Origin of the sequence: Yersinia nurmii (genome assembly GCF_001112925.1) — a bacterium.
In the GTDB taxonomy this organism is placed as follows: Bacteria; Pseudomonadota; Gammaproteobacteria; order Enterobacterales; family Enterobacteriaceae; genus Yersinia; species Yersinia nurmii.
The window spans coordinates 143701-167037 of record NZ_CPYD01000007.1 but is presented as its reverse complement, the minus strand read 5'-3'; the positions used below and the strand labels follow the sequence as shown (position 1 = coordinate 167037).

Genomic DNA, 23337 nt, shown 5'->3' with positions numbered 1-23337 from the left:
TTTTATTCCCATACCTTCCAAGGTGCGCGTCCTTCTTCCCACAGTTCATGCAGGTAGAGTTTGTCACGCAGTGTATCCATTGGCTGCCAGAAACCTGTATGCTCAAAAGCCATCAGTTCGCCCTGCTCAGCCAGAGTCATTAATGGTTCTTGCTCCCAAGTTGAGTTATCGCCATCAATTAGATCAATAACTTTAGGAGACAGGACAAAGTAGCCACCGTTGATTAAAGCGCCATCACCTTTAGGCTTCTCTTTAAAGCTACGAACCTGTTTATCTTTGATGTCTAAAGCACCGAAACGGCCTGGCGGATAAGTAGCAGTTAAAGTTGCTTGCTTACCGTGATTTTTATGGAATTTAATCAATTCCGCGATATTCACGTCGCTGACACCATCACCATAGGTGAAGCAAAAGGCTTCATCGTCTTTAACGTAATCTTTTACTCGACGTAAGCGACCACCAGTCATTGAATTCTCACCGGTATCAACCAAGGTAACATTCCAAGGCTCGACGCGTTTTTGGTGTACCGTCATTTCATTATCACGCATGCAGAATGTAATATCGGACATATGCATAAAGTAGTTCGCAAAATACTCTTTAATGACATAGCCTTTATAACCACAGCAAATAACAAAATCATTTATTCCGTAGGATGAATAAAGTTTCATAATATGCCAGAGGATCGGTTTCCCCCCAATTTCCACCATTGGTTTTGGCTTAACTACGGTTTCTTCACTAAGACGGGTCCCAAGACCACCGGCAAGAATGACTGCTTTCACTAGAATCTCCATTACGTATTACTTTGACAAATCAAAGCTATTTTGATGGCACAAAGGCATCAGAGAAAAATTTATTTTCGTTTAATCCATTTTTTATAAAATCAGCTCGCGCAGCAGATATCATAGCTAAGGAACCGCAGGCATAAACATTAAATGGACTGAGATCGTCGATATCGTTAAGAACTGACTGATGTACAAATCCAGTTGCACCAGTCCAACTTTCATCATGACCTGAGACTACAGGAATATAATGAATATTAGGGTACTGAATTGCCCACTCCCTTGCGATATCTGAATAAAAACTATTCCCTGTTGGCATTCCCCAATAAATATACATTTCACGTTGATCATTCTTAGAAATCAATGATTCAACCATAGACTTAACGGGAGCGAAACCAGTTCCACCGGCAAGGAATATAATAGGTTCATTATTCTCACGCACAAAGAAAGTGCCCTGCGGACCTTCAATACGTAAGAGTTGCTGTGGTTTTAATTCGTTAAAAATGATATTACTGAAAAGCCCATTAGAAACTTTCCGTATATGCAATTCAACATTCCCACCGGGCGCGTTTGCAATAGAATAACTACGGCGTTGCCCATTCAGTATTAAATCAATATATTGTCCAGCCAAATACTCAATGTTGGCACTAGGTGGCAGCCTTAGCGACAAAATAGCAATGTCATCGCCAATATACTCAATATTGTCAACCTTGCATGGATAGGTTTTCTTCTTTATATGACTAAGTTCAGGATAATAATGAACGTCTAACTCAACATTAGACTTTGCTTTTGAACAACAAGTTAGTATAGAACCATTCGCAATATCCTCTTCGGATAAGAATGTATTCTCCCCTTGCTCAACCTCGCCTGATAGCACGACTGCCTTACAAGCGCCACAGGTTCCGTCCTTGCAGCTGTACTCAATGTTGATATTATTTTCTAGTGCTGCATCCAGAATGGTTTCGGTACCATCAGAAGTAAAAATAACACCGGATGGATGCAATTTAATTTCTAAAGACATATATAAATCCGAATTAAATAAATTTAAATAGGTAAATTAATTCGCATGAGTGATTTTTATCTTTTTAAGAATTAATCTTAGCGAATGATTTTTAACAAAATACACAGAGTAGTGATCTTTTCATCCATGAAAGACATCGTCGTATGAATAGAATAAAAGTCCCACGCTACCGCCCTTGGCTTGCAGCTACCAATGCACTGATTCGAAGGTTTAGGTCTGTGGCCCCGCCGGGGGTGTTGAGGGTACGCGCTTTGGCCTTAAACCGGTCTCAGAGCATTCCTAAACAGCAGACACATTTTAAGTTAAACATCCATTTAATTAAGGCATTAAAATTTTGTGCCAATTCTCGTACTAATACCCCGCCATTACAAGAAAAACGTGATTTATGCCGCACTTTAATTGACTAAGATAATACGAGAAAATCCGGAGAATGCCTTTTGCACAATAAATCGTAACCAACTGTATTCACTTCGTTTTTTCATATCTACGCGTATTTAAAAATTAAATTTTCAGCACAACATAAGCAGATCTATATATAGAGCACTTATATTTAGCAAGGCACTACATGTGCTGTTTAACTAATAATTCAAGCAAGTCTATATGCGCAATATCATCATTCAATGCAGGGATATATTCAAATTTCTCGCCGCCTGCATGTAGAAAAATCTCACGATTTTGTTCTTTAATTTCCTCTAGCGTTTCCAGACAGTCAGCGGAAAAACCAGGGCAGATCAGCTGTATATGCTTAACACCTTGCGAAGGTAAGTTTTTTAAGGTTTCATCAGTATAAGGAGTGAGCCAGGGTTCGCGACCAAATCGTGACTGGTAAGTCATCATGATCTGTTCTGCCGGCAGCGGCACAGCCGCAGTAAGCGCGCGGGTTGTATCTTCACAACGCAGCGGATAGTCGTCACCAAGCTGTGCGTAACGTTTAGGGATTCCGTGGAAAGAGAGCACCAGACGGTCAGGTTGACCATGCTGCTCAAAAGACCGTTCTACGCTTTGTTTTAATGCGGCAATGTAAGCAGGATGCTCTGCATAGTCACGAATAAAGCTGATAGAAGGTAAACGACGATAATTTTTTAGTATACGTGCAACGCTATCCCAGACGGCAGCGCTGGTCGAACAGGAATATTGAGGATAGAGCGGTAACACAACCAATTTAGTTACGCCTTGTGCCAACAGTTTTTCTATGGCATCGGATAAATGGGGTGAACCGTAGCTCATTCCAAGTTCTACCGGTGTATCCGGCATTCGGGCCGCTAGCGCTTGCTGCTGCCGACGACTAAAAACCAATAGCGGCGAGCCTTCGTCCATCCAAACTGATTGATACAGTTTAGCCACTCGCGGAGAACGGATTGGCAGTATGACGCCGTGTAATAAAGGCCACCAAAGCAAAGGGGAAGTATCAACTACTCGGCGATCGCTGAGAAACTCAGCCAGGTAACGCTTAATCGCTGGAGTAGTCGGGGCATCAGGCGTTCCCAGATTGACCATCAGAACGCCAAGTTTGCTTTGCATGAATCTGTTCCCTTCCTTTACTAATAAGCTGCAATGTATTTAAACCCGCGATGCACAGCATGTTTATTTATTGCTATTATAGCGAGGCGACCATAAATATAAACTGCCTGCTACTTCACCTCAGCAATATATCAAAAAGGCGACCCAAGGCCGCCTTCTTGTCTACCCAAACATATTAGCCCAAAATAGTAGCTAATTCAGCGCTTACTTCAGGAACTTTACGAGTTCCGTCTAATTTAAAGTACTGGGTGTTACCTGCATCAGCTTCTTTACGATAGTAAGAAACCAGCGGAGCCGTCTGCTGATGGTACTCAACCAAACGTTTGCGAACCGTTGCTTCCTGATCGTCTTTACGAATGGTTAATTCTTCACCGGTAATGTCATCTTTATCTTCAACCTTAGGCGGGTTGAACTTGATATGATAAACACGGCCAGATGGAGCATGAACACGACGGCCAACGATGCGATCAACGATCAATTCGTCTGGCACATCAAATTCTAGGACGTAGTCAACCTTAATCCCGGCTTCTTTCATGGCATCAGCCTGAGGAATGGTACGAGGGAAACCATCAAGCAGAAAGCCGTCGCGACAATCGTCTTGAGTGATACGCTCTTTTACCAGTGCGATAACCAGCTCATCGGTCACCAACTTGCCAGCATCCATAATTTCTTTTGCTTTTAAGCCCAATTCTGAACCGGCTTTAACAGCTGCGCGCAACATATCGCCAGTGGAAATTTGCGGAATACCGTACTTCTCCATGATGAATTGCGCTTGAGTTCCTTTACCAGCGCCCGGAGCGCCCAGCAGAATGATACGCATTGCGTAAATCCCCTTGCTATGTAGTTTTTCTATGTGTTTTTACTAGAATGAAATCGAAAATGCAGAAAACGCATAACCATACCATTTCCACGGGGGTTCGCTCAAGGCACCTTGCCGGAAGAGGTAATTGAGTAAATGGGACTAACTGAATTGATTTGGCAGGGAAAGGCAGTGATTGTGCGGTTAAAATGCCCCTAACCGAGCCATTGGTCAGGGGCAATCGCATTGCAAATTAGGCTGTCAGTAACTGATTCATGCGGCGGATGAACTGGTTTGGATCGTCCAAAGTCCCGCGCTCTGCCAACAGAGCCTGATCGAGCAGCAGCTCAACCCACTCTGCAAACAGGCTTTCATCACTGACTTCTGCGGCGCGTTTTACCAACGCGTGTTCTGGGTTCAGCTCGAAGATGTATTTCACTTCAGGTGCTTGCTGACCCGCAGCGGCAAACAATTTTGCCATTTGCGTGCTCATTTCATCGGCACCGGTGGTGACAATGGCCGGCGTGTCGGTCAAACGATGAGTCAAGCGTACATCTTTAACCCGGTCATTCAGCAGCGTTTTAACGCGCTCAACGAATGGCTCCAGCGCTTTTTCCGCTTCTTGCTGCTCAGGAGTTTCTGCATCAACCAGTTTATCCAAGGATTCATCGGCCTTACTCACTGACTGGAAGGCTTTGCCATCGAATTCAGTCAGGTAGCTCATCATCCACTCGTCAATACGATCGGATAACAGCAGAACCTCGATGCCTTTCTTACGGAACAGTTCCAGATGCGGGCTGTTCTTCGCTGCGGCATAGCTGTCGGCAGTAATATAGTAAATCTTCTCCTGACCTTCAGCCATACGGCTAACATAATCCTCCAGCGAAACGGTTTGCGCCGAGCTGTCGGTGTGGGTTGAAGCAAAGCGCAGCAGTTTAGCAATGGTTTCTCTGTTGCTACCATCTTCTGCTGGGCCTTCTTTCAGTACCATGCCGAACTGTTGCCAGAACTTCTGATACTGTTCCACATCGTCTTTCGCCAGTTTTTCCAGCATTTGCAGTACACGTTTACTCAGCGCGCTACGCAAATTCTGGGTAATACGACTGTCCTGCAAAATCTCACGAGATACGTTCAGCGGCAGATCGTTAGAATCTATCAGTCCGCGAACAAACCGCAAATAGTTCGGCATAAACTGTTCGGCGTCGTCCATGATAAACACGCGCTGCACATACAGTTTCAGGCCGTGTTTATGATCGCGGTTCCACATATCCCAAGGTGCCTGTGCTGGGATATATAGCAGACTGGTATATTCCTGCTTACCTTCTACGCGGTTGTGGCTCCAGATTAATGGATCGGTAAAATCATGGGCAATATGTTTGTAGAAGGCTTTATATTCGTCATCGCTAATATCGGCTTTACTGCGCGTCCACAGCGCTTGGGCTTTGTTAATTTTTTCCCAGCTAACGGTGCCGTCTTCTTCGTTTTTACTTTCGATTTCCACCGGCAGAGCGATGTGATCGGAATACTTGCTGATAATTGAGCGCAGACGCCAATCGTCCAGATACTCATCTTCTCCTTCACGCAGGTGCAGGGTGATTTCAGTACCGCGATCTTCTTTGGTGATGTCAGCGATAGTGTAATCGCCCTCACCTTTTGATTCCCAAAACACACCGGCATCCGCAGGTTCGCCTGCGGCACGAGTACGAACGGTAACTTTATCTGCCACGATAAAAGCAGAATAGAAGCCCACGCCGAACTGACCAATCAATTGGCTATCTTTAGCCTGATCGGAACCAATAGATTCCAGGAATGCTTTAGTGCCGGACTTAGCGATAGTACCCAGGTTTTCAATCACCTCGTCGCGACTCATACCGATACCGTTATCGCTCAGTGTTAGAGTGCGTTTTTCTTTATCGCAAGACAAACGGACGCGCAGTTCACCGTCCCCTTCATATAATTCAGGGGCAGAAAGCGCACGGAAACGCAGCTTATCGGCCGCATCCGAAGCGTTTGAGATCAGCTCGCGCAGGAAAATTTCTTTATTGGAGTAAAGCGAGTGAATCATCAAATGAAGCAGTTGTTTTACTTCAGACTGAAAACCACGGGTTTCTTGACCTTTCATACTCATTAGTTACCTCAATGCAAATTACTGTGCAGGCGGATATAGCCGAATGATGGAGATCAGATGGGGGTTGTAAGGAGGTGTTTCAAGTCTGAAAAGTGATGTTTGAGAGAAAAAAAGCATAAGCAGGGGCGACGGTCTGATGATCCCAAATGAGATTATTCATATGATAATCAATAATAAACCGTCGCCCGATCTGAAAGGTGATCAATATTTGATCGGATGTCGCCCAGCCAGAGAGTGAGACAGCGTGGTGCCATCTACCATTTCCAACTCACCGCCCACCGGCACACCATGCGCTATTCGGCTAGCCAATACGCCATATTGGCCACACATCTGGCCAATATAGTTAGCCGTTGCGTCACCTTCCACCGTTGGGTTAGTGGCCAGAATGACTTCGCTGATACTTTCGCTGGCGAGCCGCTGTTCCAACAGGTCCAGGCCGATATCCGCAGGGCCGATGCCGTCCAACGGCGATAAATGCCCCATCAGGACAAAATAACGCCCGCCAAACTGCCCGGTTTGTTCAATGGCGTGAATATCCGCCGGGCTTTCCACTACGCAAATCTGCCCGTTTTGTTGGCGACGGGGATTAGCGCAAATGGTACAGCTTTCTTGCTCAGTAAAAGTACGGCAATCGACGCAGTGGCCAATTTCCGACATCGCGCGGGTCAGCGCCTGAGCCAGACGCATTCCACCGCTACGATCACGCTGTAGCAGGTGGAAAGCCATACGCTGCGCCGATTTTGGGCCTACGCCCGGTAAACAGCGCAGCGACTCCATTAATGTTTCAAGGAGTGGGCTGGTTTGCATCAGAACGGCATCTTAAAGCCCGGTGGCAGTTGCATACCACTGGATACGGAAGCCATTTTTTCTTTTTGCGTTTCATCAATGCGGCGTGCGGCGTCATTCAATGCCGCAGCAATCAAATCTTCCAGCATTTCTTTATCATCTTCCACCAGCAGGCTTGGATCGATTTCAACGCGGCGGCAGTTATGCGCACCGTTGATAGTCACTTTAACCAAGCCCGCGCCAGCTTCACCGGTAACTTCCAATTTGGCGACTTCTTCCTGCATCTGCTGCATTTTTTCCTGCATCTGCTGGGCTTGTTTCATTAAATTGCCAATACCGCCTTTACCAAACATAGTCTTCTCTCACAGCAAGGGCCGCGTCTGTGCACCATGCACGTACCGCAGCGATTAAATAGGTCGGATACTTTCTTCATCCAGCTCGGCATCAAAGAATCGACGCAGAGTCTGAATATTCTTATCCGTAAGAATCGACTGACGCGACTGCGCCAGCTTCTCTTCATAAATTGCCTGTCGCCATTCCAACGGCGTTAATTCCGCTGGATTGTCGTCTTCAATCACGCTCAGTTCAACCGGGCTGCCGTACAACCCGCTTAACGCTTCCGTCAACACTTTCTGCGCGGACGGTGAATTCAGATGGCGCTGAGACGAACGCAGGTGAAGGCAAATATTACCCGGTTCTATCTGTTGTTTAAATGCATTCAGCGCCAACTGCTGAACCAATTTAGGGATCTGTAGCTGATTAATCTCCGCCGCCCAAGGGTCGCGAAGAATCGCCTCTTCCGCTAATTTTGCCGATAGCTCCGGCGTTTTCTCATGTTCTAGCGCCGAACGTAACGCTTTAGGCGTAGCAACCGGCTCCGGTGGTGCTTCAGGTTCATTTTGCGCTTTCCAGCGATACGCCTCTTTCTTACTCGGTTTCGCCTCAGTGACTTTGGCAGCCTGACGCTGCTGACTACGCTCGGTTACTGAAGCCAATCGCTCCAGAGCCGAGATTGCCGGCCGCGCTTTGTCAGGCGCTGCCGGCTCATTCTTTTTTGGGCTGGATGTCCCATGCTGTCGTAAAAGCTGGGTTCGCGCCTGCAATAGCTGAGCGGTGGATTCTGGCACCGATGCGGGCGGCGTTGGTTCTTCCCGAGCTAGTGTTGACGTTACCGGCTGCGGCGCGGCGTTACGCTGTGGTATAGCATGAGTTGGCGCAGCGATCGGGGAGGGAATCTGCGAAATAACTTCCGGCTCGGCGATAACCGCTTTTGGGTGGAAAGCCAGAGCACGTAACAACGTCATTTCAACACCCATACGGCGATCCGGCGCATAAGCCAGCTCTTTACGCCCCACCAGCAATGTCTGGTAATACAGCTGAATATCCGTTGGCGGCAAAGTACGCGCCAATTCACGTAAACGCGGTTCGATTTCTGCGTAATGATTATCCAGCATGGATGGCAGCAATTGAATCATTGCGATGCGATGTAACAGACTGAGCGTTTCAACCAGCAGGTTTTCCCAATCTACACCGCGTGACGCCGCCTGTTCTATCTGCGCCATCACCCGCGCACCATCGGCGCTTACCAGCGCTTCGATTATCGCCAGCGGCTGTTCATCATCCAAGGTTCCCAGCATCTGGCTGACCGTCGAAGTGGTCACCTGCCCCTGCCCCATAGATACCGCCTGATCGGTCAGGCTCAGAGCATCGCGCATACTGCCATCGGCCGCGCGTGCCAGCAGTTGTAACGCGCGAGCATCGCTGTCGATTTGCTCAGCCTGAAGCACTTTTTCAAGCTGAGCTCGGATTTGTTCCACATCCAGCGCTTTCAGATGAAATTGCAGGCAGCGGGAAAGGATCGTCACTGGTAATTTCTGCGGATCCGTCGTCGCCAGCAGGAATTTTACGTGTGAAGGCGGCTCTTCCAGCGTTTTCAACAGGGCGTTGAAACTGTGGCGGGAAAGCATGTGCACTTCATCGATAAGATAAACTTTAAAGCGGCCGCGCGCTGGCGCATATTGCACGTTATCCAGCAGTTCGCGCGTATCTTCCACTTTGGTGCGCGAAGCAGCATCGATCTCAATCAGATCGACGAAACGCCCCTGCTCAATTTCCAGGCAGTTGGCGCATTGACCACATGGCGTAGCGGTAATACCGATTTCACAGTTCAGCCCCTTTGCCAATAAACGAGCAATAGAGGTCTTACCGACACCGCGAGTACCGGAGAAAAGATAGGCGTGATGAATCCGTCCTAACGAAAGGCCATTAGCCAGCGCTGTCAGAACATGTTCCTGACCAACAACTTCAGCAAAAGTTTGGGGACGCCACTTGCGGGCAAGGACCTGATAGCTCATTAATACTTCATCGCTGAGATTGAGAAGACCATTTATACAGAAAAAACAAAAACACCGTTACCGCTTATATTTCATACTGGATTGTTTTCATTCACCTTTACTACCAAGGTATAACCTGTCGACACCGTCAAAATTATACCCATACCATCTATCACTATACTGTACCAGTACGTTGATTGTCATTCCTATTACTTTGAACATCCCATTTCAGCATAATTAAGCCTGATTTAGCTGCGCGCCCTTCTCCGCTCGTAGCACACAATGATTGAAAGCCTGATACAGCGATTTTATTAACCATTAAGCTTACCAACAAATTGAGCCAATAAATGAAAACGGATGCGGACCAGCAGTCCGCCCAGACTTTCTCCACTCAAAAGCTCTAGATGGCTTTGATGGTAAATAGCAATATCTTTGACTAACGCTAGCCCCAGGCCGGCTCCGGACTGTTCGCCAACGTTATCCAAACGATGAAATGGAATAAGCGCCTGTTCCGTTTCGTTATTGGCAATACCGGGGCCACTGTCTTCAATTTCCAAAATACATTGATCGACATGCCGATCCTGACGCAAGCGGGCAGTGACCGTTCCACCGTCTGGCGTGTATTTCAAGGCGTTATCCAACAGGTTATCGCACAGTTCGGTCAGCAGCAGCCCATCCCCTGCAATTTGGTACTCGCCATCACTCTCATAACCCAAATCAATCTGCTTGCTACGCGCCTGCGGCAAACGGGCAAAACAAGCGTCCCGCAATAATTGTGAGAGATTTACGGGTTGCAGAGTTCGTTCGACCACTTTAACGCGGGAGAGCTGTAACAGACGGTCAGTCAGCGCCACCGTGTTATCTAGAGTATGTTTCATCGCCTGTAGGCTCTCACGCCATTGAGCCGGTTCGTTACTAGCCAGAGCCACTGCAGCCTGAGTTTTCAGCACCGCCAGAGGCGTACGCAGCTGGTGAGAAGCATCGGCGCTGAATCGCCCCTGACGCTCAACCATTTCCCTCAGCCGCTGGATATAGCGGTTAAATGCCAGCAGCAACGGTGCCATTTCAGACCAAGGGAGAATTTTAGGCAGTGGCGTTAACTCACCGGGATCGCGCAGTAACATCAGGCTGGAAAGTTTACGTAGCGGCTTAAGAATTCGCTTCAACAGCAGATAAGCCATAGCCAGCGTGAATAACACTAAGGCCCCCTGAGTGAGCACCGCAGAGACCATAATCTGTTGCGCCAGATTATGCCGCGATGCCAGCGTTTCGGCCACGAGCACCAACACCATCCCCATTACGCCCTCTTCGTTAACTGGCTGATACAGCGCCGCCACGCGAATCGGCTTTCCATCATAATGAGCATCATAAAAATGTACCAATGCGGGATAAAGATTCGAGCGCGGCGTATTGGGCGGCAACGGCGGTAAATCATCGTAACCGGCAATGCTCTTGCCTTCCGGTGTAATGACTTGATAATAAAGCTGATCATTCATGTTACGTTCGAAACTATCTAGGACAATGTAAGGCACATCCACTTCTAAACGGCCGTTTCTCACTACCAGCCGTTCCGCCACGGTTCTGGCCGAGGCCAACAACGAGCGATCGTAAGCCAGCGTTGCCGCATTCATCGCGCTGATATAATGGGTATAAATCGAAAGGCCGCCGAGAATCAGTAAAGGTAGAGCGAAAAAAACCAATAATTGATGGAATAACGAACGCGGCGCTGTCAGGCCTGCACCTTTAGCCCTGCCCATGTTCGCTTTCCAGACTGTATCCTAATCCGCGCAATGTCATGATAGACACATCGCTCCCCAGCAATTTTTTACGCAACCGATGAACATACAGCTCAATACTTTCCGGGTTAGCTTCATCCGACAGAGTGAAAACCTGCTCAAATAATTGCTGTTTTGCCACCGGCCGCCCGCGACGATGCATCAGCGTGGTCAATACCGCAAGCTCTCGAGGCGTCAGCGCCAAGGGTTTATCGTCCAGTAAAAAATATCCCTCATCATGATAAGTCAGAGAACCAAATTGCAGAGCTTGCTGAGTAACGCCCACACTGCGTCGCAGTAAAGCGCGAATGCGCGCCTCCAGTTCATCGAGTTCAAAAGGCTTGGTGAGATAATCATCTGCACCCAGATTCAGACCTTTTACCCGATCTGCTACCTCTGTACGCGCCGTCAGCAATAATACTGGCAAAGTTTGTCCGCGTTTACGTAGCCGGGCTAATACCTCCAATCCATTCAATCGCGGCAAGGCAACGTCCAAAACGACTAAGGCATAGCTTTCGTTTTGCAGCAAATGCTCGGCTTCAATTCCATCATTGGCGATATCCACGGCAAAACCCGCGTGAGTCAAAGCCTTCTGTAACCAATGGGATAATTCGGGATGATCTTCTACCAACAAGAGACGCATATCACATCCTGTACTTTTTCCTGACCGTTGAAAGGTAACTGAAAGGTTATTGTTTTAACAATTCAGCAACCTCGCAATCGCGGGAAGGCTCACAGTTTGTTAGAAAATAACTTAGGAATCGCTATGAAAAATATCATTACCCGTGCTCTCACCGCTTCCGTCCTGATGTTAGCCGCACAACAAGTTTTGGCGATAGAACCACCGAAACGCACCGAATGTATTGCTCCCGCCAAGCCCGGCGGCGGTTTTGATTTAACCTGCAAATTGATTCAGGTTTCCCTACAGGAAACCAAAGCCATTGACCGCCCAATGCGCGTCACCTACATGCCTGGCGGCGTTGGTGCCGTCGCCTATAACGCCATAGTGGCACAGCGCCCGGCGGAATTCGGCACCGTCGTGGCATTTTCCGGCGGATCGCTGCTTAACCTGTCGCAAAACAAATTCGGCCGTTATAACGCGAACGACGTGAAGTGGCTGGCTGCGGTTGGCACCGATTACGGCATGATCGCGGTACGCAGCGACTCTCCATATAAAACGCTGAAAGATCTGATGGATGCGTTCAAGAAAGATCCAAACAGCGTGGTATTTGGCGCCGGAGCATCCATTGGAAGTCAGGATTGGATGAAAACCGCGTTGCTGGCGCGCGAAGTCGGCGTTGATCCTCACAAAATGCGCTACGTCGCCTTTGAAGGCGGCGGCGAGCCGGTAACGGCGCTGCTGGGTAACCATATTCAGGCAGTGTCCGGTGATTTAAGCGAAATGGTGCCTTATTTAAGCGGTGACAAACTGCGCGTGCTGGCGGTGTATTCCGAACAGCGTCTGCCCGGCCAACTGGCTGATATTCCTACGGCCAAAGAGCAAGGCTTCAATCTCGTGTGGCCAATTATTCGCGGTTTCTATTTAGGGCCAAAAGTGACTGAAGAAGAATACCAATGGTGGATTAACACCTTTAACACATTGACTCAAACCGAAGAGTTTAAAAAACAGCGCGATTTGCGTGGGCTGTTTGAATTCAATCTAAGCGGCAAAGCATTGGATACTTACGTCAAAAATCAGGTTGAACAATACCGTGAACAAGCCAAAGCCTTTGGTTTAGCTAAGTAATCGGAGGTAGATAATGAGCGACCGCATTTTTGCCGGTATCTGGATTCTGCTGTGCGTCAGCGGCTTGTTTATCGGCTGGGGAATTCAAAGCGAATACAGCTATGAACCGCTGGGGCCAAGGCCTTTTCCTATCGCTATTCTGGCGTTAATGACTCTGTGTGCAGTGCTATTACTGCTGCGCAAGCCGGAAACCATTTCCTGGCCGCACAGTAAAGTATTACAGCGTCTGCTGGTGATGATCATTACGCTGGTGCTGTATGGCTGGGGATTCGAATGGCTCGGATTTCCACTCGCGACGGCTTTGCTGACCTTCAGCATAGCGCTGTTGTTCCAGGCCAGTCTGATTCAAGCGCTGCTATCGGCGGTCGTTATCGGTATTGCTTTATTTTATGCCTTTGACCACTTACTGGATGTCACCTTACCGCTCGGCGTTTGGCTGAACTAACGAGGCAATAATGGAAACTTGGATGTATTTATCCCAAGGGTTTGAAGTGGCATTAGTGCCACAAAACCTGATGATTGCCCTAATTGGTTGCTTTATCGGCACCATCGTTGGCCTGCTACCCGGCCTTGGGCCAATCAATGGCGTGGCGATTTTGCTACCTCTGGCGTTTGCCTTAAAGCTGCCAGCAGAATCTGCCCTGATTTTACTGGCAACGGTTTATATCGGCTGTGAATACGGCGGACGCATCTCCTCGATATTACTGAATGTCCCCGGCGATGCGGCAGCGATTATGACCGCGCTCGACGGCTATCCCATGGCGCAGCAAGGACGCGCAGGCATTGCACTGTCTATCTCAGCGGTAAGTTCCTTCGTCGGCTCAATCATAGCCATTGGCGGCATTATTCTGTTTGCACCGTTGCTGGCACAATGGTCGCTCTCATTCGGTCCGGCAGAGTATTTTGCACTGATGGTGTTCGCCATTGCTTGTCTGGGCAGCATGATGAGCCAGAATCCGATTAAATCACTATTGGCAGCATTAATCGGTTTGGGGCTGGCAACGGTGGGCGTGGATGCCAACACCGGGGTATATCGATTCACCTTTGACAGCGTCCATCTCTCTGACGGCATTCAGTTTATCGTGGTGGTGATTGGTCTGTTCTCGGTCAGCGAAATTTTGCTGATGCTGGAAAGCACCAGCACCGGGCAAAAACTGGTGCGAAAAACTGGCCGTCTGTTATTTAACCGTAAAGAGGCGGCGGAATGCGTGGGGCCAACACTGCGTTCTTCCGTGATTGGTTTCTTCGTGGGTATTCTGCCCGGTGCTGGGGCCACCATTGCCAGCGCGCTGACCTACATGACAGAGAAAAAAATCAGCGGCAATAGCGAAAGCTTCGGCAAAGGAGATATTCGCGGCGTAGCAGCACCGGAAGCGGCCAACAATGCCTCGGCCTGCGGTTCGTTTATTCCAATGCTGACACTGGGCGTGCCCGGTTCAGGCACCACGGCGGTGATGATGGGCGCATTGACGCTGTATAACATCACGCCGGGGCCAGCCATGTTTACCGAGCAACCGGATATCGTCTGGGGATTGATTGCTTCGCTACTGATTGCCAACGTGATGTTGCTGTTGATGAATCTGCCATTGGTCGGTTTTTTCACCCGCATGCTCACAATTCCCCTATGGTTTTTAGTGCCGGCGATCGCCGCCGTTTCTGCTGTCGGGGTATATGCGGTACACAGCACCACATTTGATCTGGTCTTAATGGTTGGACTGGGCGTCTTTGGCTATCTGCTGCGAAAAATGAATTTCCCGATGTCACCGCTGATTTTAGGCTTTGTTCTGGGAGAAATGCTTGAGCAGAATTTACGACGCGCACTTTCCATTAGTAACGGAGATTTCAGTATCTTATGGCATGGCGCAATCGCCCAAACCTTATTGGGTCTGGCCGTGGCAGTATTGATATTACCTTTGATATTAAGGCGTTGGCGTAAACGTCGACAAAAATCACCGGCAAATGCCAATGTGTAATCATCAGATAGACGTGCTATTCGCCGCGAGTATTGTTAATTGAGAATATTGCTAACAGAAAGTATGGTTAGCTGAAGGTGCCGTCAGACAGTGATCAATCAGACAGCAATATAGAAGTCACTGGGCCTCGTGCTATTTCAGTAACGAGGCCTTTTTTACCGATTGCCAAAAAACATAGCCAAATTAATGGCCGTCGAAAGAGACCAGGCTGTAGCAATCAATACCTTGTTCCGTCAGGCGTTTTTCACCGCCCAACTCCGGCAGATTGATAATAAATGCCGCAGCAACCACTTCACCTTTCAGACGGTGAATCAATTTAGCCGTCGCCTCAATGGTGCCGCCTGTCGCTAACAGATCGTCGATAACCAGAACTTTATCACCCGGTTTAATGCTATCGGTGTGAATTTCCAGCTTATCGGTGCCGTATTCCAGTTCATAGGTTTCGCTAATGGTTTCACGCGGCAGCTTGCCGGGCTTACGGACCGGAACAAAACCTACGCCCAGAGCCAATGCAACCGGCGCGCCGAACAGGAAGCCACGGGCTTCGGTACCTACAACTTTGGTGACGCCAGCGTCCAGATAACGTTCTACCAGCAGTTCGATACTGGAAGCGTAAGCCAAAGGATTATCCAACAGGCTGGTAACATCGCGGAACAGTATGCCCGGTTTTGGATAGTCGGGGATAGTTTCAATACTGTCTTTAATATACTGAAGCTGTTGTGCTGCATTAGGTGCGGTAGCGGTCATAATTTATGCCTGATAAAACTGCTGAACATACTAAAACGCGGCCACCCGATGTCGATCAAACACCGCCGGGACAGAATACATCCACCCCTTTTAACGCCCTAAACAGGGACTATGGGGCAATCCGCGCACGAAAACGCTCAAATCTATTCAAACTGACGGAAAAATGCAACCGGAGCCAGATAATCAGCGCCTTTTTTGTTGCGTTAGGTCAATAACCGGCATCCGCAACATGAAAATCAATAAAACGATAAGCATAATTGCTAATAGCATTCTTACCCACCAGATTTTGACCAGCCACAGGGATATGGCAAAAGTGATGAGGGTCATCAGTACCGCTTTCCACTTGGCACCCGGTGGCAGCGCCCGATGTTGCTGCCAGCTACGAATATAGCTGCCAAACCATGAACGATAGAGTAGCCACTGATGGAAGCGCGGCGATGAGCGAGCGAAACACCAAGCGGCTAATAGCAAAAATGGTGTGGTAGGTAACAGCGGTAATACCACGCCTAAGGTAGCCAAGACCACGGCGGCCCATCCCAGGATGATTAACAACCAACGAGACATAAGCTCCCTTTATTTATTCTCACCATCATTGAAAACGACACTAATCATTACTTTATCATTAACCCGATTCACCACCAGCCGATTAATGATTCAATTTAATCAGACCAGTCCTTATTCCTTGTTTCCCTGCGGGTTCAAAGGCAAGCTAGTCCCCAAGACTATCAGGAGAAAATTCCATGAGCACAGAAAAATTGTTACAGGTGCTTGAAAGTCAGGTTGAAGCACTGTCGGCAGAAATCGCCCCACAGGCGCACACGCCTACAGCTCAGGCTCGTTTTGATCAGCTTCTTTTCAGTAACCACGGCACGCGTTTGCGGGATTATCTGCTGGAGGTTCGCAAGAATCTGACCCAATTGAAACAAGTCGTCGCCGAACAGCGCTCCGAACAGGTGGCTTTTTTGGCAGAGAAGCTGGTGGCGCAAATTTCAGCTTTACAGAGAGAGCTCGCGACCCAAACACTACGTAAAAATCAGCCCAAACCACGGCAGGTTAGCCAGGATCCTTACCATAAACTGGCAGAGCATCAGGATTATGAACGACGGATCATCGCCATGATTCAGGATCGTGAAAGTCAATTGGGACAACAAACCCGTCTGGTTGATCAGCAGCGAATCCAGAAAGAACTGGCGGCGCTGGAGGGCCGGTTAATGCGTTGTCGTCAGGCTTTATCGCGAATCGAGCGCAGTATCGAGCGAAAAGAGAATGGTTTTTGAAGGCGGGTCACATTTACATAACTGATGATTATTTGGTTTAAATTTATTATCTATAATCATATTCGGATTAGCTAGTGTGTAATCTAAGTTGATTCATTCCGCATATATTTACGTCTCTGAGGCTGACCGATTTCCTCGCTCAGCCGCCAGATTATGTGGGATAAGACGGCTTATCGGTTTGTCAGATCCGCCGACATTCACATTGACGGCACGGAAATACACCGCACCAGATTGTTTTTGGTGTCACGTTGGTTTTTCTTCACTCAAACTGAAACCCTAATGTTGGTTCATATGTCAGTTGAACATGCCCCACCAGAATTACAGCTAGCGGTAGATTTGATTTACCTGCTGGAATGCAATGAAATTGCGCCAGAAACGGCGCTGGCAGCACTGGAAATTGTTAAGCGTGACTATCAGCAAAAGCTGAGCCATCACCGTCAGGAATAATTTTCCGCCTGTCTACGGCTTACGATGCTGCCCCCAAAAAGGGCGAAACCTCTCCGGCTTCGCCCTCAGTATTTATGGGTTTTACAGCTGATTTTCCGATCCTACGAACATTCTCAAACTAAGACTGCGGTTGTTGCCGCCCGTTATCCGGCATCAAATTGATAGGACGGCTGACTTCCTGCACTTCCGATCCATCTTCTTTATGCAGATAAACTTCAAGCTGATTGAACGCAATATTGATGTCGTTTTCGCGGCAAAGCTTATCAATTGCTCGGTTTAACTCATCGACGGTGTAGCTACGATCGCGCAGTTCACGTACATATAACCGCAGTTCATGATCGAGCGTACTGGCTCCAAAATTGAGGAAAAACACCTGCGGTTCCGGATCGGACATCACTCTAGGATTATCATGAGCTGCTTTCAGCAGAACTTCTTTAACTTTATCTAAATCAGAGCCATAGGCAACGCCAACTTTAATCAGAATGCGGGTAATAGTATCTGACAGCGACCAGTTGATTAAGCGCTCGGTAACAAAGGCTTTGTTTGGGATGATCACTTCTTTCCGATCAAAATCCGTAATGGTGGTGGCGCGGATACGAATTTTGCTCACCGTACCGGAGAAAGTACCGATAGTCACCGTATCGCCGATACGCACCGGACGTTCGAACAAGATAATGATACCGGACACAAAGTTAGCGAAGATTTCCTGCAAACCAAAGCCCAGACCAACCGTTAACGCCGCAACCAGAAACTGCAGCTTATCCCACGAAACGCCGAGAGAACTTAAGGCGGTAATGGCCCCGACAGAGGTAATCAAATAAGTGAGCATCGTCGTTATGGCGTAGGACGTGCCCTGACGCAATTGCAAGCGAGATAACACCAGCACTTCCAGCAATCCCGGCAGGTTGCGGGTCATGACATAAGCCACCACCAGCGCCATAATTCCCACCAGAATATTACCCAGCGTCACCGCCTGCTGCACATTGGCACCGGCCACCGTGCTGTTGTAATGCCACAGGGTAATACTGTCTAGATAGGAGATAACCGTGACTAAATCCGACCATATCCAGTAAAACGCCGTAGCAAAAATCAGGAACAGAACCATCGTGGTCAAACGTAATGACTGCTGGTTAATCTGATCCAATGCCAACGGCGGCTCTTCTACCGGCTCACTCCCTTCCGCCCCTTCTTTCGCCAGACTCTGGCGACGAGCAATGGCGCGTCGGTAAGCCAAACGGCGGGCGGCGACGCCTAAGCCACGAATAGCGGTCAGATAAACGATATTCCACAGGAAGAATAGATAGATACTGTCAATCCAACGCCCGGCCAGACGTAGCGTGGTATAGAAATACCCTGCGGCCATTAACCCAATAAGAATCACCGGCGTCACCGCAATGGCCGTTACTATCACCAATCGCACCGCGTGGCTGTTTTTCTCACGCCAGCTATCACGACAGAATGGGAAAACAAATACCGCCAACAGCGCTAGCGCAATAACCACCACCACCTGGCCGATAACGTCATCCACCAGCCGCAGAGGACTTTTCTCGCCCAATACCGACCAGAAAATCACCGGCAGCAGCGCTACGCCCAAACGGACCATTTGCCGACGGTAATGCGCGCAGCGCTCAGCGGCAATATTGAAGTGATGTTCGGTAATTCCCCCAGGGGACAACATGCGGTAAGTCAAATCGAATATCAGCCAGAACAAGGCTAACTGCTGGAAGAAGCTCCAGAGGAAATCACTAATTGCCATCTCCGATTGCAGGCACCAATAGCCCACGAGCAGAATCAGCACCACACCCGGCAATACCTTTAATAAGGTGAGCAAAATCGCTTTCGGCGTATGCATCTGCGTATCGTGTTTTAGCTGACCAACATCGTTCGCCAGACTATCCAGATGGTTATCTATGATTTTATAGCGCCAGCGAATCACGCCGACCAGCAGCACCCCCGGAATCACAAAAATCAAAGATTTCAGTAATCCCGCCAGAATATCGCTAGGGGAAAATTTGAAATGAAGATTACTCAACTCACTGTGAATCGCCTCAGGCAAGCTTTTCAACCACGACCAATCCATCGGTTTATTGCTACTCACCCAAAAGATTTGTTGCGTTAAAGTATGTTGCAGTGAGCTGTTGACACTAAGTAATTGCTGCTGATTTATTTGCAGGTTAATCGCCAATGTCAGTTGGTTACCCAACTGTTTATTCAATTGATCCAACAGCTCACGGCGAATATCGACAATTTGCCCCAGCGCATCTTCCACCTCGCCGCTGACTTTTTCTTTACTGTCGCTCATTACCTTTTGAATATAATCATCGCCTTGGAAGAGCTGATCACGCTGTTGATTAATTTCAAACTGCTCCAAACGCAGGTCGGCAATGCGCGTTCCCATATCGCTAATCAGGCCGTCGGTCGGTAAGTTCAGTTGTTGTTGATACAAAATACGGGATAACAACAGGCTACCGCGCAATACGGTAATTTGTTCTTTCAAATTGCGTTCGGACTGCAATGCCCGATCCAGCCAGTTTTTCACACGGATATTCTGCTGAACCAGCGTATTGCCTTCTTTGGTGGCATTGATCAAACGCTGGCTTAAATCGCGGTTAATCGCCAGTTCGCGGCTGACCAGCGGATCGTTTTGAATGTCGGTCGAATCATCCGGAACCTGAGCTTCTTTAGCCGTTTTTTCGGAAAGAATCAGCCGCTTACCGCTGACAACTTCCTGAAGCGTTTGGATGTAACGTTCCAGTTGGCTGATATGAGCATTGGTATAATCCCGCTGCTTTTGCAGTAAATCCTGCAACGTAGTGTTGGCTTCCAGATTTCTCCGCTGTAAGTCCAACTGCGCATTCAACAACACCTGTTCGGTTAACAGCATTTGCTGTTGCGTAGGACGTAGGCCATCCTGTCCCGGCGCTAATCCATTGAGCAAATTACGGATTTGTTGTAGCCGCTGGGAAGCGCTATACATGGCGCTTTGTACACGTTCAGGTTGAGTTTGTAGGGAAATCAATTGGCTATTGTAAGTGGAAAGATCTTCCTGAGCCGCCTGTAGGTCATCCAGCGTTTCATTGAGCCGGGATTCCAATTGACGTAAAGAATAGTTCGCTAGCGATTCACGAGTCAGCGTATCGGATGAGTTGCTTTTCAGCGCTTCCAACGCATCGGTCGCCTGACGCAGCTTAGCCGGTGCCTGAGCCAACTGCTGCTTAAGCTGGTTGGCTTCCTGCTTCACTCGCTCAATGGCGTCGAGGTATTCCAGCGTTCGCACCAAATCTTGCTGGGCCAGTTTGTCGGCTGGCGTCGGAGTTTTCAGCTTAGCCAGAGCATCGAGTTGATTTTGAACTTCACTACGGCTCGGTACATCGCCATTTAAGTTCGCCGCGTTGGCTGCAGGCAAACACACTAACGCCAGAATAAGCAGGCTAAAAAGCATCCAGACACGAAGAAAGGGTGCGCTGTCGGTATTATTGAAAAGCAGAGACGATTGGGTATTGAACCAGCGAATCATGATCTAATTTCATATCAGCGGAGATAATAGAAATCCTACCACGTTCAGCCAGCCCCTATCATAAGAAAAGTTATTCATTGCATAAAAAACGGCCTCCGGGGCTGAAAACCGCCCTATCGGCCTAAGAATTAAAAGGTTAACACTTTCTCAGCTGCCAGCGTCCACTGAGCCAGTTCGACCAAAGTCCCAATTTCAAGGCCTTCAATAAGCGGTAACGCGCTAATACCGCGCGCATCGGCACAGGTTTTACACAGTTTGATAGGAACCAACTGGGCGCTGAGAATCTCCAGCATCTGCTGAATGTTGTACCCCTCATGTGGTTTTTGTCCGGGAATACCGGCAGTCACCGCATCAGACATCAGGAATAAACGAAGATCTAAGTCAGGCTGCTGATCTTTTAGCGCAATGGATAAACGTAGCGCGTTAAATAATGACTCATGACCATAGGCGGCCCCGTTGGCAATAACGACCAAAGAACTCATATTTACCTCACGTTAATCTTATTTCGTTAAAGCACCTTCCCCTCGCAGGGTTTGGCACCGTGAAATCATTTCCAGGTAGGTATCAATTAATACCGCTGCATCCTTTTGGATATCAAAACATTCAGGGGTAAATAACCAATTTTCCATCAGGCCGGTAATATAGGCGCGCATAATGATCGCCGCACGGCGTGTATTCAAATCGGCGGGGAGCTGTTTTGCCGCGATACAGTCTTGCAAAACGGCTTCAATTCGCTCATAACTGGCCAGATAGAGGACTTTTCTTGCGTCATGGACTGAGGTCATCTCCCCCACGAATTCGCATTTGTGGAATACAATTTCCATCAAAGCACGACGCCGGCAGTCTTCTTTCGTGGCGACCAGAATATAAATCAGGATTTCTCGTAGGATACGCAGTGGATTATCGGGATATTTTGCCTGATACTCTAGTTCGAGTTCATCGATGTTAAATTCCGATAACGCCCAGACTTCATTAAACAGATCGACCTTGTTTTTGAAATGCCAATAAATAGCACCACGGGTAACACCCGCAGCGTCAGCAATATCCGCGAGTGAGGTTCCTGAAACACCATGTTCAGAAAATTCTCTCACGGCGGCATCAAGAATGTGTTGCCGGGTCTCAAGGGCCTGCTGTTTGGTTTTTCGTGCCATGGCGTTGTTTTTTCGGGGGGCTGTGATTTACATACATTTGCGAATGTATGTACCATAGCACGCACATATCATTTTCGCAGCAATGGGTTTTAGAGCTTGTGATCCATTGGTTAATTAAAAATCGGACACTTGAGGTTTATCTATGAGCAAAAACAGAGGGGTAATGCCTCTGGCTGCAATTCTGGTACTTTCAGGCAGCTTAGTACTTATAGGATGTAATGATAAAGATGCAGCGCAAGGCGCTCAGGCACAACAAGCCCCTGAAGTTGGTATCGTGACATTGAAAGCTCAACCTCTCAATATTACTACTGAGCTTCCGGGGCGGACGTCTGCTTTCCGTGTTGCGGAGGTTCGTCCTCAAGTTAGTGGCATCATTCTTAAACGTAATTATGTTGAAGGCAGTGACGTTACTGCTGGAACATCGCTATATCAAATTGACCCGGCGTCCTATCAGGCCGCTTATGACAGCGCCAAGGGCGATTTAGCCAAAGCACAGGCCAGCGCAGAAATTGCGCGTTTGACCGTTAACCGTTACAAACCGCTGTTAGGCACCAACTACATCAGTAAACAAGATTACGATACTGCGACCTCTAACCTGATGCAGGCCAATGCGGCAGTACAAAGCGCAAAAGCTGCGCTGGAAAGCGCGCGTATCAATCTGGCTTACACCAAGGTAACTTCGCCAATTACCGGTCGTACCGGTAAATCTTCGGTAACCGAAGGTGCTCTGGTTAGCAGCGCTCAGGCCACGGCATTAACCACCGTTCAGCAGCTCGACCCAATGTATGTGGACGTAACGCAGTCCAGTGACGAATTCCTGCGCCTGAAGAAAGAACTGGCTAGTGGCGTCATGAAACAGGAAAACGGCAAAGCGAAAGTACGCCTGTTATTGGAAAACGGCACTGAATATTCTGAAACCGGGACTCTGGAATTCTCCGGCGTAACCGTGGATGAAACCACAGGTTCCATTACTATCCGTGCCATCTTCCCTAACCCGAACGAGTCATTGTTACCGGGAATGTTTGTCCGCGCCCGTCTTGATGAAGGTGTGAGAGAAGACGCGCTGCTGGTTCCTCAGCAGGGTATTACCCGTAACCCGCGTGGTGAAGCCACGGCGATGGTGGTGGGCGAAGGTGACAAAGTAGAACTGCGCACGGTAACGGCGGCTCAGGCAATCGGTGACAAATGGCTGATTACCGATGGCTTGAAACCGGGCGATCGCGTGATTGTAACCGGCTTACAGAAAATCAAACCGGGCGTGCAGGTGAAGGCGCAGGAAGTCTCTGACGCCGCACCGGCAGCAGCACCGGCTGAACAAGCGAAGAAGTCTTAAAAGGAG

General features: G+C 48.5%; 21 protein-coding genes and 1 other annotated feature. Of the genes, 6 read left to right on the top strand and 15 right to left on the bottom strand.

Translation table 11 applies throughout. The features are described 5' to 3' along the window. Positions 1-2: 2 nt before the first annotated feature. The 10 genes from rfbF to tctD all read right to left on the bottom strand — a co-directional run bounded on the left by rfbF (position 3) and on the right by tctD (position 11782). Positions 3-776 carry a glucose-1-phosphate cytidylyltransferase gene (gene rfbF, locus AD970_RS10800; protein WP_049598616.1) on the bottom strand — a complete coding sequence of 258 codons (774 nt, stop codon included), beginning with the start codon at positions 774-776 and terminating at the stop codon, positions 3-5. A 37-nt stretch (positions 777-813) separates the two neighbouring features. Continuing rightward, complete coding sequence (locus tag AD970_RS10795) at positions 814-1797, bottom strand: CDP-6-deoxy-delta-3,4-glucoseen reductase (protein WP_049598615.1); 984 nt, start codon at positions 1795-1797, stop codon at positions 814-816. Between the two features lie 561 nt (positions 1798-2358). Then, on the bottom strand, positions 2359-3318 hold the full coding sequence (gene hemH / locus AD970_RS10790) for a ferrochelatase (protein ID WP_049598613.1): 960 nt from the start codon (positions 3316-3318) through the stop codon (positions 2359-2361). Positions 3319-3493: 175 nt separating this feature from the next. Further along, positions 3494-4138 carry an adenylate kinase gene (gene adk / locus AD970_RS10785; RefSeq protein ID WP_049598612.1) on the bottom strand — a complete coding sequence of 215 codons (645 nt, stop codon included), beginning with the start codon at positions 4136-4138 and terminating at the stop codon, positions 3494-3496. Positions 4139-4370: 232 nt separating this feature from the next. After that, positions 4371-6239: a molecular chaperone HtpG gene (gene htpG / locus AD970_RS10780; protein WP_049598716.1), complete on the bottom strand. Its 1869-nt coding sequence runs from the start codon at positions 6237-6239 to the stop codon at positions 4371-4373. A 207-nt stretch (positions 6240-6446) separates the two neighbouring features. Then, positions 6447-7052, bottom strand: a complete 606-nt coding sequence (recR, locus tag AD970_RS10775; RefSeq protein ID WP_049598610.1) for a recombination mediator RecR — start codon at positions 7050-7052, stop codon at positions 6447-6449. Continuing rightward, positions 7052-7384: a YbaB/EbfC family nucleoid-associated protein gene (locus AD970_RS10770; protein ID WP_049598609.1), complete on the bottom strand. Its 333-nt coding sequence runs from the start codon at positions 7382-7384 to the stop codon at positions 7052-7054. The genes recR and AD970_RS10770 overlap by 1 nt, the downstream gene beginning before the upstream one ends. Positions 7385-7438: 54 nt before the next feature. Next, positions 7439-9385 carry a DNA polymerase III subunit gamma/tau gene (dnaX, locus tag AD970_RS10765; RefSeq protein WP_049598607.1) on the bottom strand — a complete coding sequence of 649 codons (1947 nt, stop codon included), beginning with the start codon at positions 9383-9385 and terminating at the stop codon, positions 7439-7441. Next, positions 8042-8106: a sequence feature (DnaX frameshifting element), on the bottom strand. (Overlaps the previous gene by 65 nt.) 290 nt (positions 9386-9675) lie before the next feature. Then, entirely contained in the window at positions 9676-11121 is a 1446-nt protein-coding gene (locus AD970_RS10760; protein ID WP_049598605.1) for a sensor histidine kinase, read from the bottom strand. Continuing rightward, positions 11108-11782 carry a transcriptional regulator TctD gene (gene tctD, locus AD970_RS10755; protein WP_049598603.1) on the bottom strand — a complete coding sequence of 225 codons (675 nt, stop codon included), beginning with the start codon at positions 11780-11782 and terminating at the stop codon, positions 11108-11110. The genes AD970_RS10760 and tctD overlap by 14 nt, the downstream gene beginning before the upstream one ends. 123 nt (positions 11783-11905) lie before the next feature. Between tctD and AD970_RS10750 the strand changes: the two genes are divergently transcribed. From AD970_RS10750 to AD970_RS10740, 3 genes are read left to right on the top strand one after another with little or no spacing between them, the layout of a single operon-like run. Continuing rightward, entirely contained in the window at positions 11906-12886 is a 981-nt protein-coding gene (locus AD970_RS10750; RefSeq protein ID WP_049598602.1) for a Bug family tripartite tricarboxylate transporter substrate binding protein, read from the top strand. A 13-nt stretch (positions 12887-12899) separates the two neighbouring features. Further along, positions 12900-13331, top strand: coding sequence for a tripartite tricarboxylate transporter TctB family protein (locus tag AD970_RS10745; RefSeq protein WP_049598600.1), 432 nt, complete (start codon positions 12900-12902; stop codon positions 13329-13331). Between the two features lie 10 nt (positions 13332-13341). Beyond that, a complete protein-coding gene (locus AD970_RS10740) occupies positions 13342-14859 on the top strand; it encodes a tripartite tricarboxylate transporter permease (protein ID WP_049598599.1) in 1518 nt (505 codons plus the stop codon). A 183-nt stretch (positions 14860-15042) separates the two neighbouring features. Here AD970_RS10740 and apt read toward each other — a convergent pair whose 3' ends face one another. Together apt and AD970_RS10730 are read right to left on the bottom strand one after the other, a co-directional pair. Continuing rightward, complete coding sequence (gene apt, locus AD970_RS10735; RefSeq protein WP_049598597.1) at positions 15043-15606, bottom strand: adenine phosphoribosyltransferase; 564 nt, start codon at positions 15604-15606, stop codon at positions 15043-15045. 183 nt (positions 15607-15789) lie between these two features. Next, on the bottom strand, positions 15790-16170 hold the full coding sequence (locus AD970_RS10730; protein ID WP_049598595.1) for a DUF454 family protein: 381 nt from the start codon (positions 16168-16170) through the stop codon (positions 15790-15792). A gap of 176 nt (positions 16171-16346) precedes the next feature. Between AD970_RS10730 and priC the strand changes: the two genes are divergently transcribed. Both priC and rsmS read left to right on the top strand, forming a co-directional pair. Next, the gene (gene priC / locus AD970_RS10725) at positions 16347-16883 is read left to right on the top strand and encodes a primosomal replication protein PriC (protein WP_049598593.1); all 537 of its coding nucleotides are present in this window, start codon (positions 16347-16349) and stop codon (positions 16881-16883) included. Positions 16884-17174: 291 nt separating this feature from the next. Further along, complete coding sequence (gene rsmS / locus AD970_RS18885; protein WP_064518170.1) at positions 17175-17330, top strand: pleiotropic regulatory protein RsmS; 156 nt, start codon at positions 17175-17177, stop codon at positions 17328-17330. A gap of 118 nt (positions 17331-17448) precedes the next feature. Here the strand turns inward: rsmS and mscK are convergent, their stop codons facing one another. From mscK to acrR, 3 genes are all read right to left on the bottom strand, one after another. Continuing rightward, complete coding sequence (mscK, locus tag AD970_RS10715; RefSeq protein WP_049598591.1) at positions 17449-20847, bottom strand: mechanosensitive channel MscK; 3399 nt, start codon at positions 20845-20847, stop codon at positions 17449-17451. A 128-nt stretch (positions 20848-20975) separates the two neighbouring features. Further along, a complete protein-coding gene (locus tag AD970_RS10710) occupies positions 20976-21329 on the bottom strand; it encodes a DsrE/DsrF/TusD sulfur relay family protein (RefSeq protein WP_049598589.1) in 354 nt (117 codons plus the stop codon). Between the two features lie 18 nt (positions 21330-21347). Continuing rightward, the gene (gene acrR / locus AD970_RS10705; protein ID WP_049598588.1) at positions 21348-21998 is read right to left on the bottom strand and encodes a multidrug efflux transporter transcriptional repressor AcrR; all 651 of its coding nucleotides are present in this window, start codon (positions 21996-21998) and stop codon (positions 21348-21350) included. A gap of 142 nt (positions 21999-22140) precedes the next feature. On the opposite strand from acrR, the gene AD970_RS10700 reads away from it, so the two are divergent. Beyond that, on the top strand, positions 22141-23331 hold the full coding sequence (locus tag AD970_RS10700) for an efflux RND transporter periplasmic adaptor subunit (protein ID WP_049598586.1): 1191 nt from the start codon (positions 22141-22143) through the stop codon (positions 23329-23331). The last annotated feature ends 6 nt before the right edge of the window (positions 23332-23337 follow it).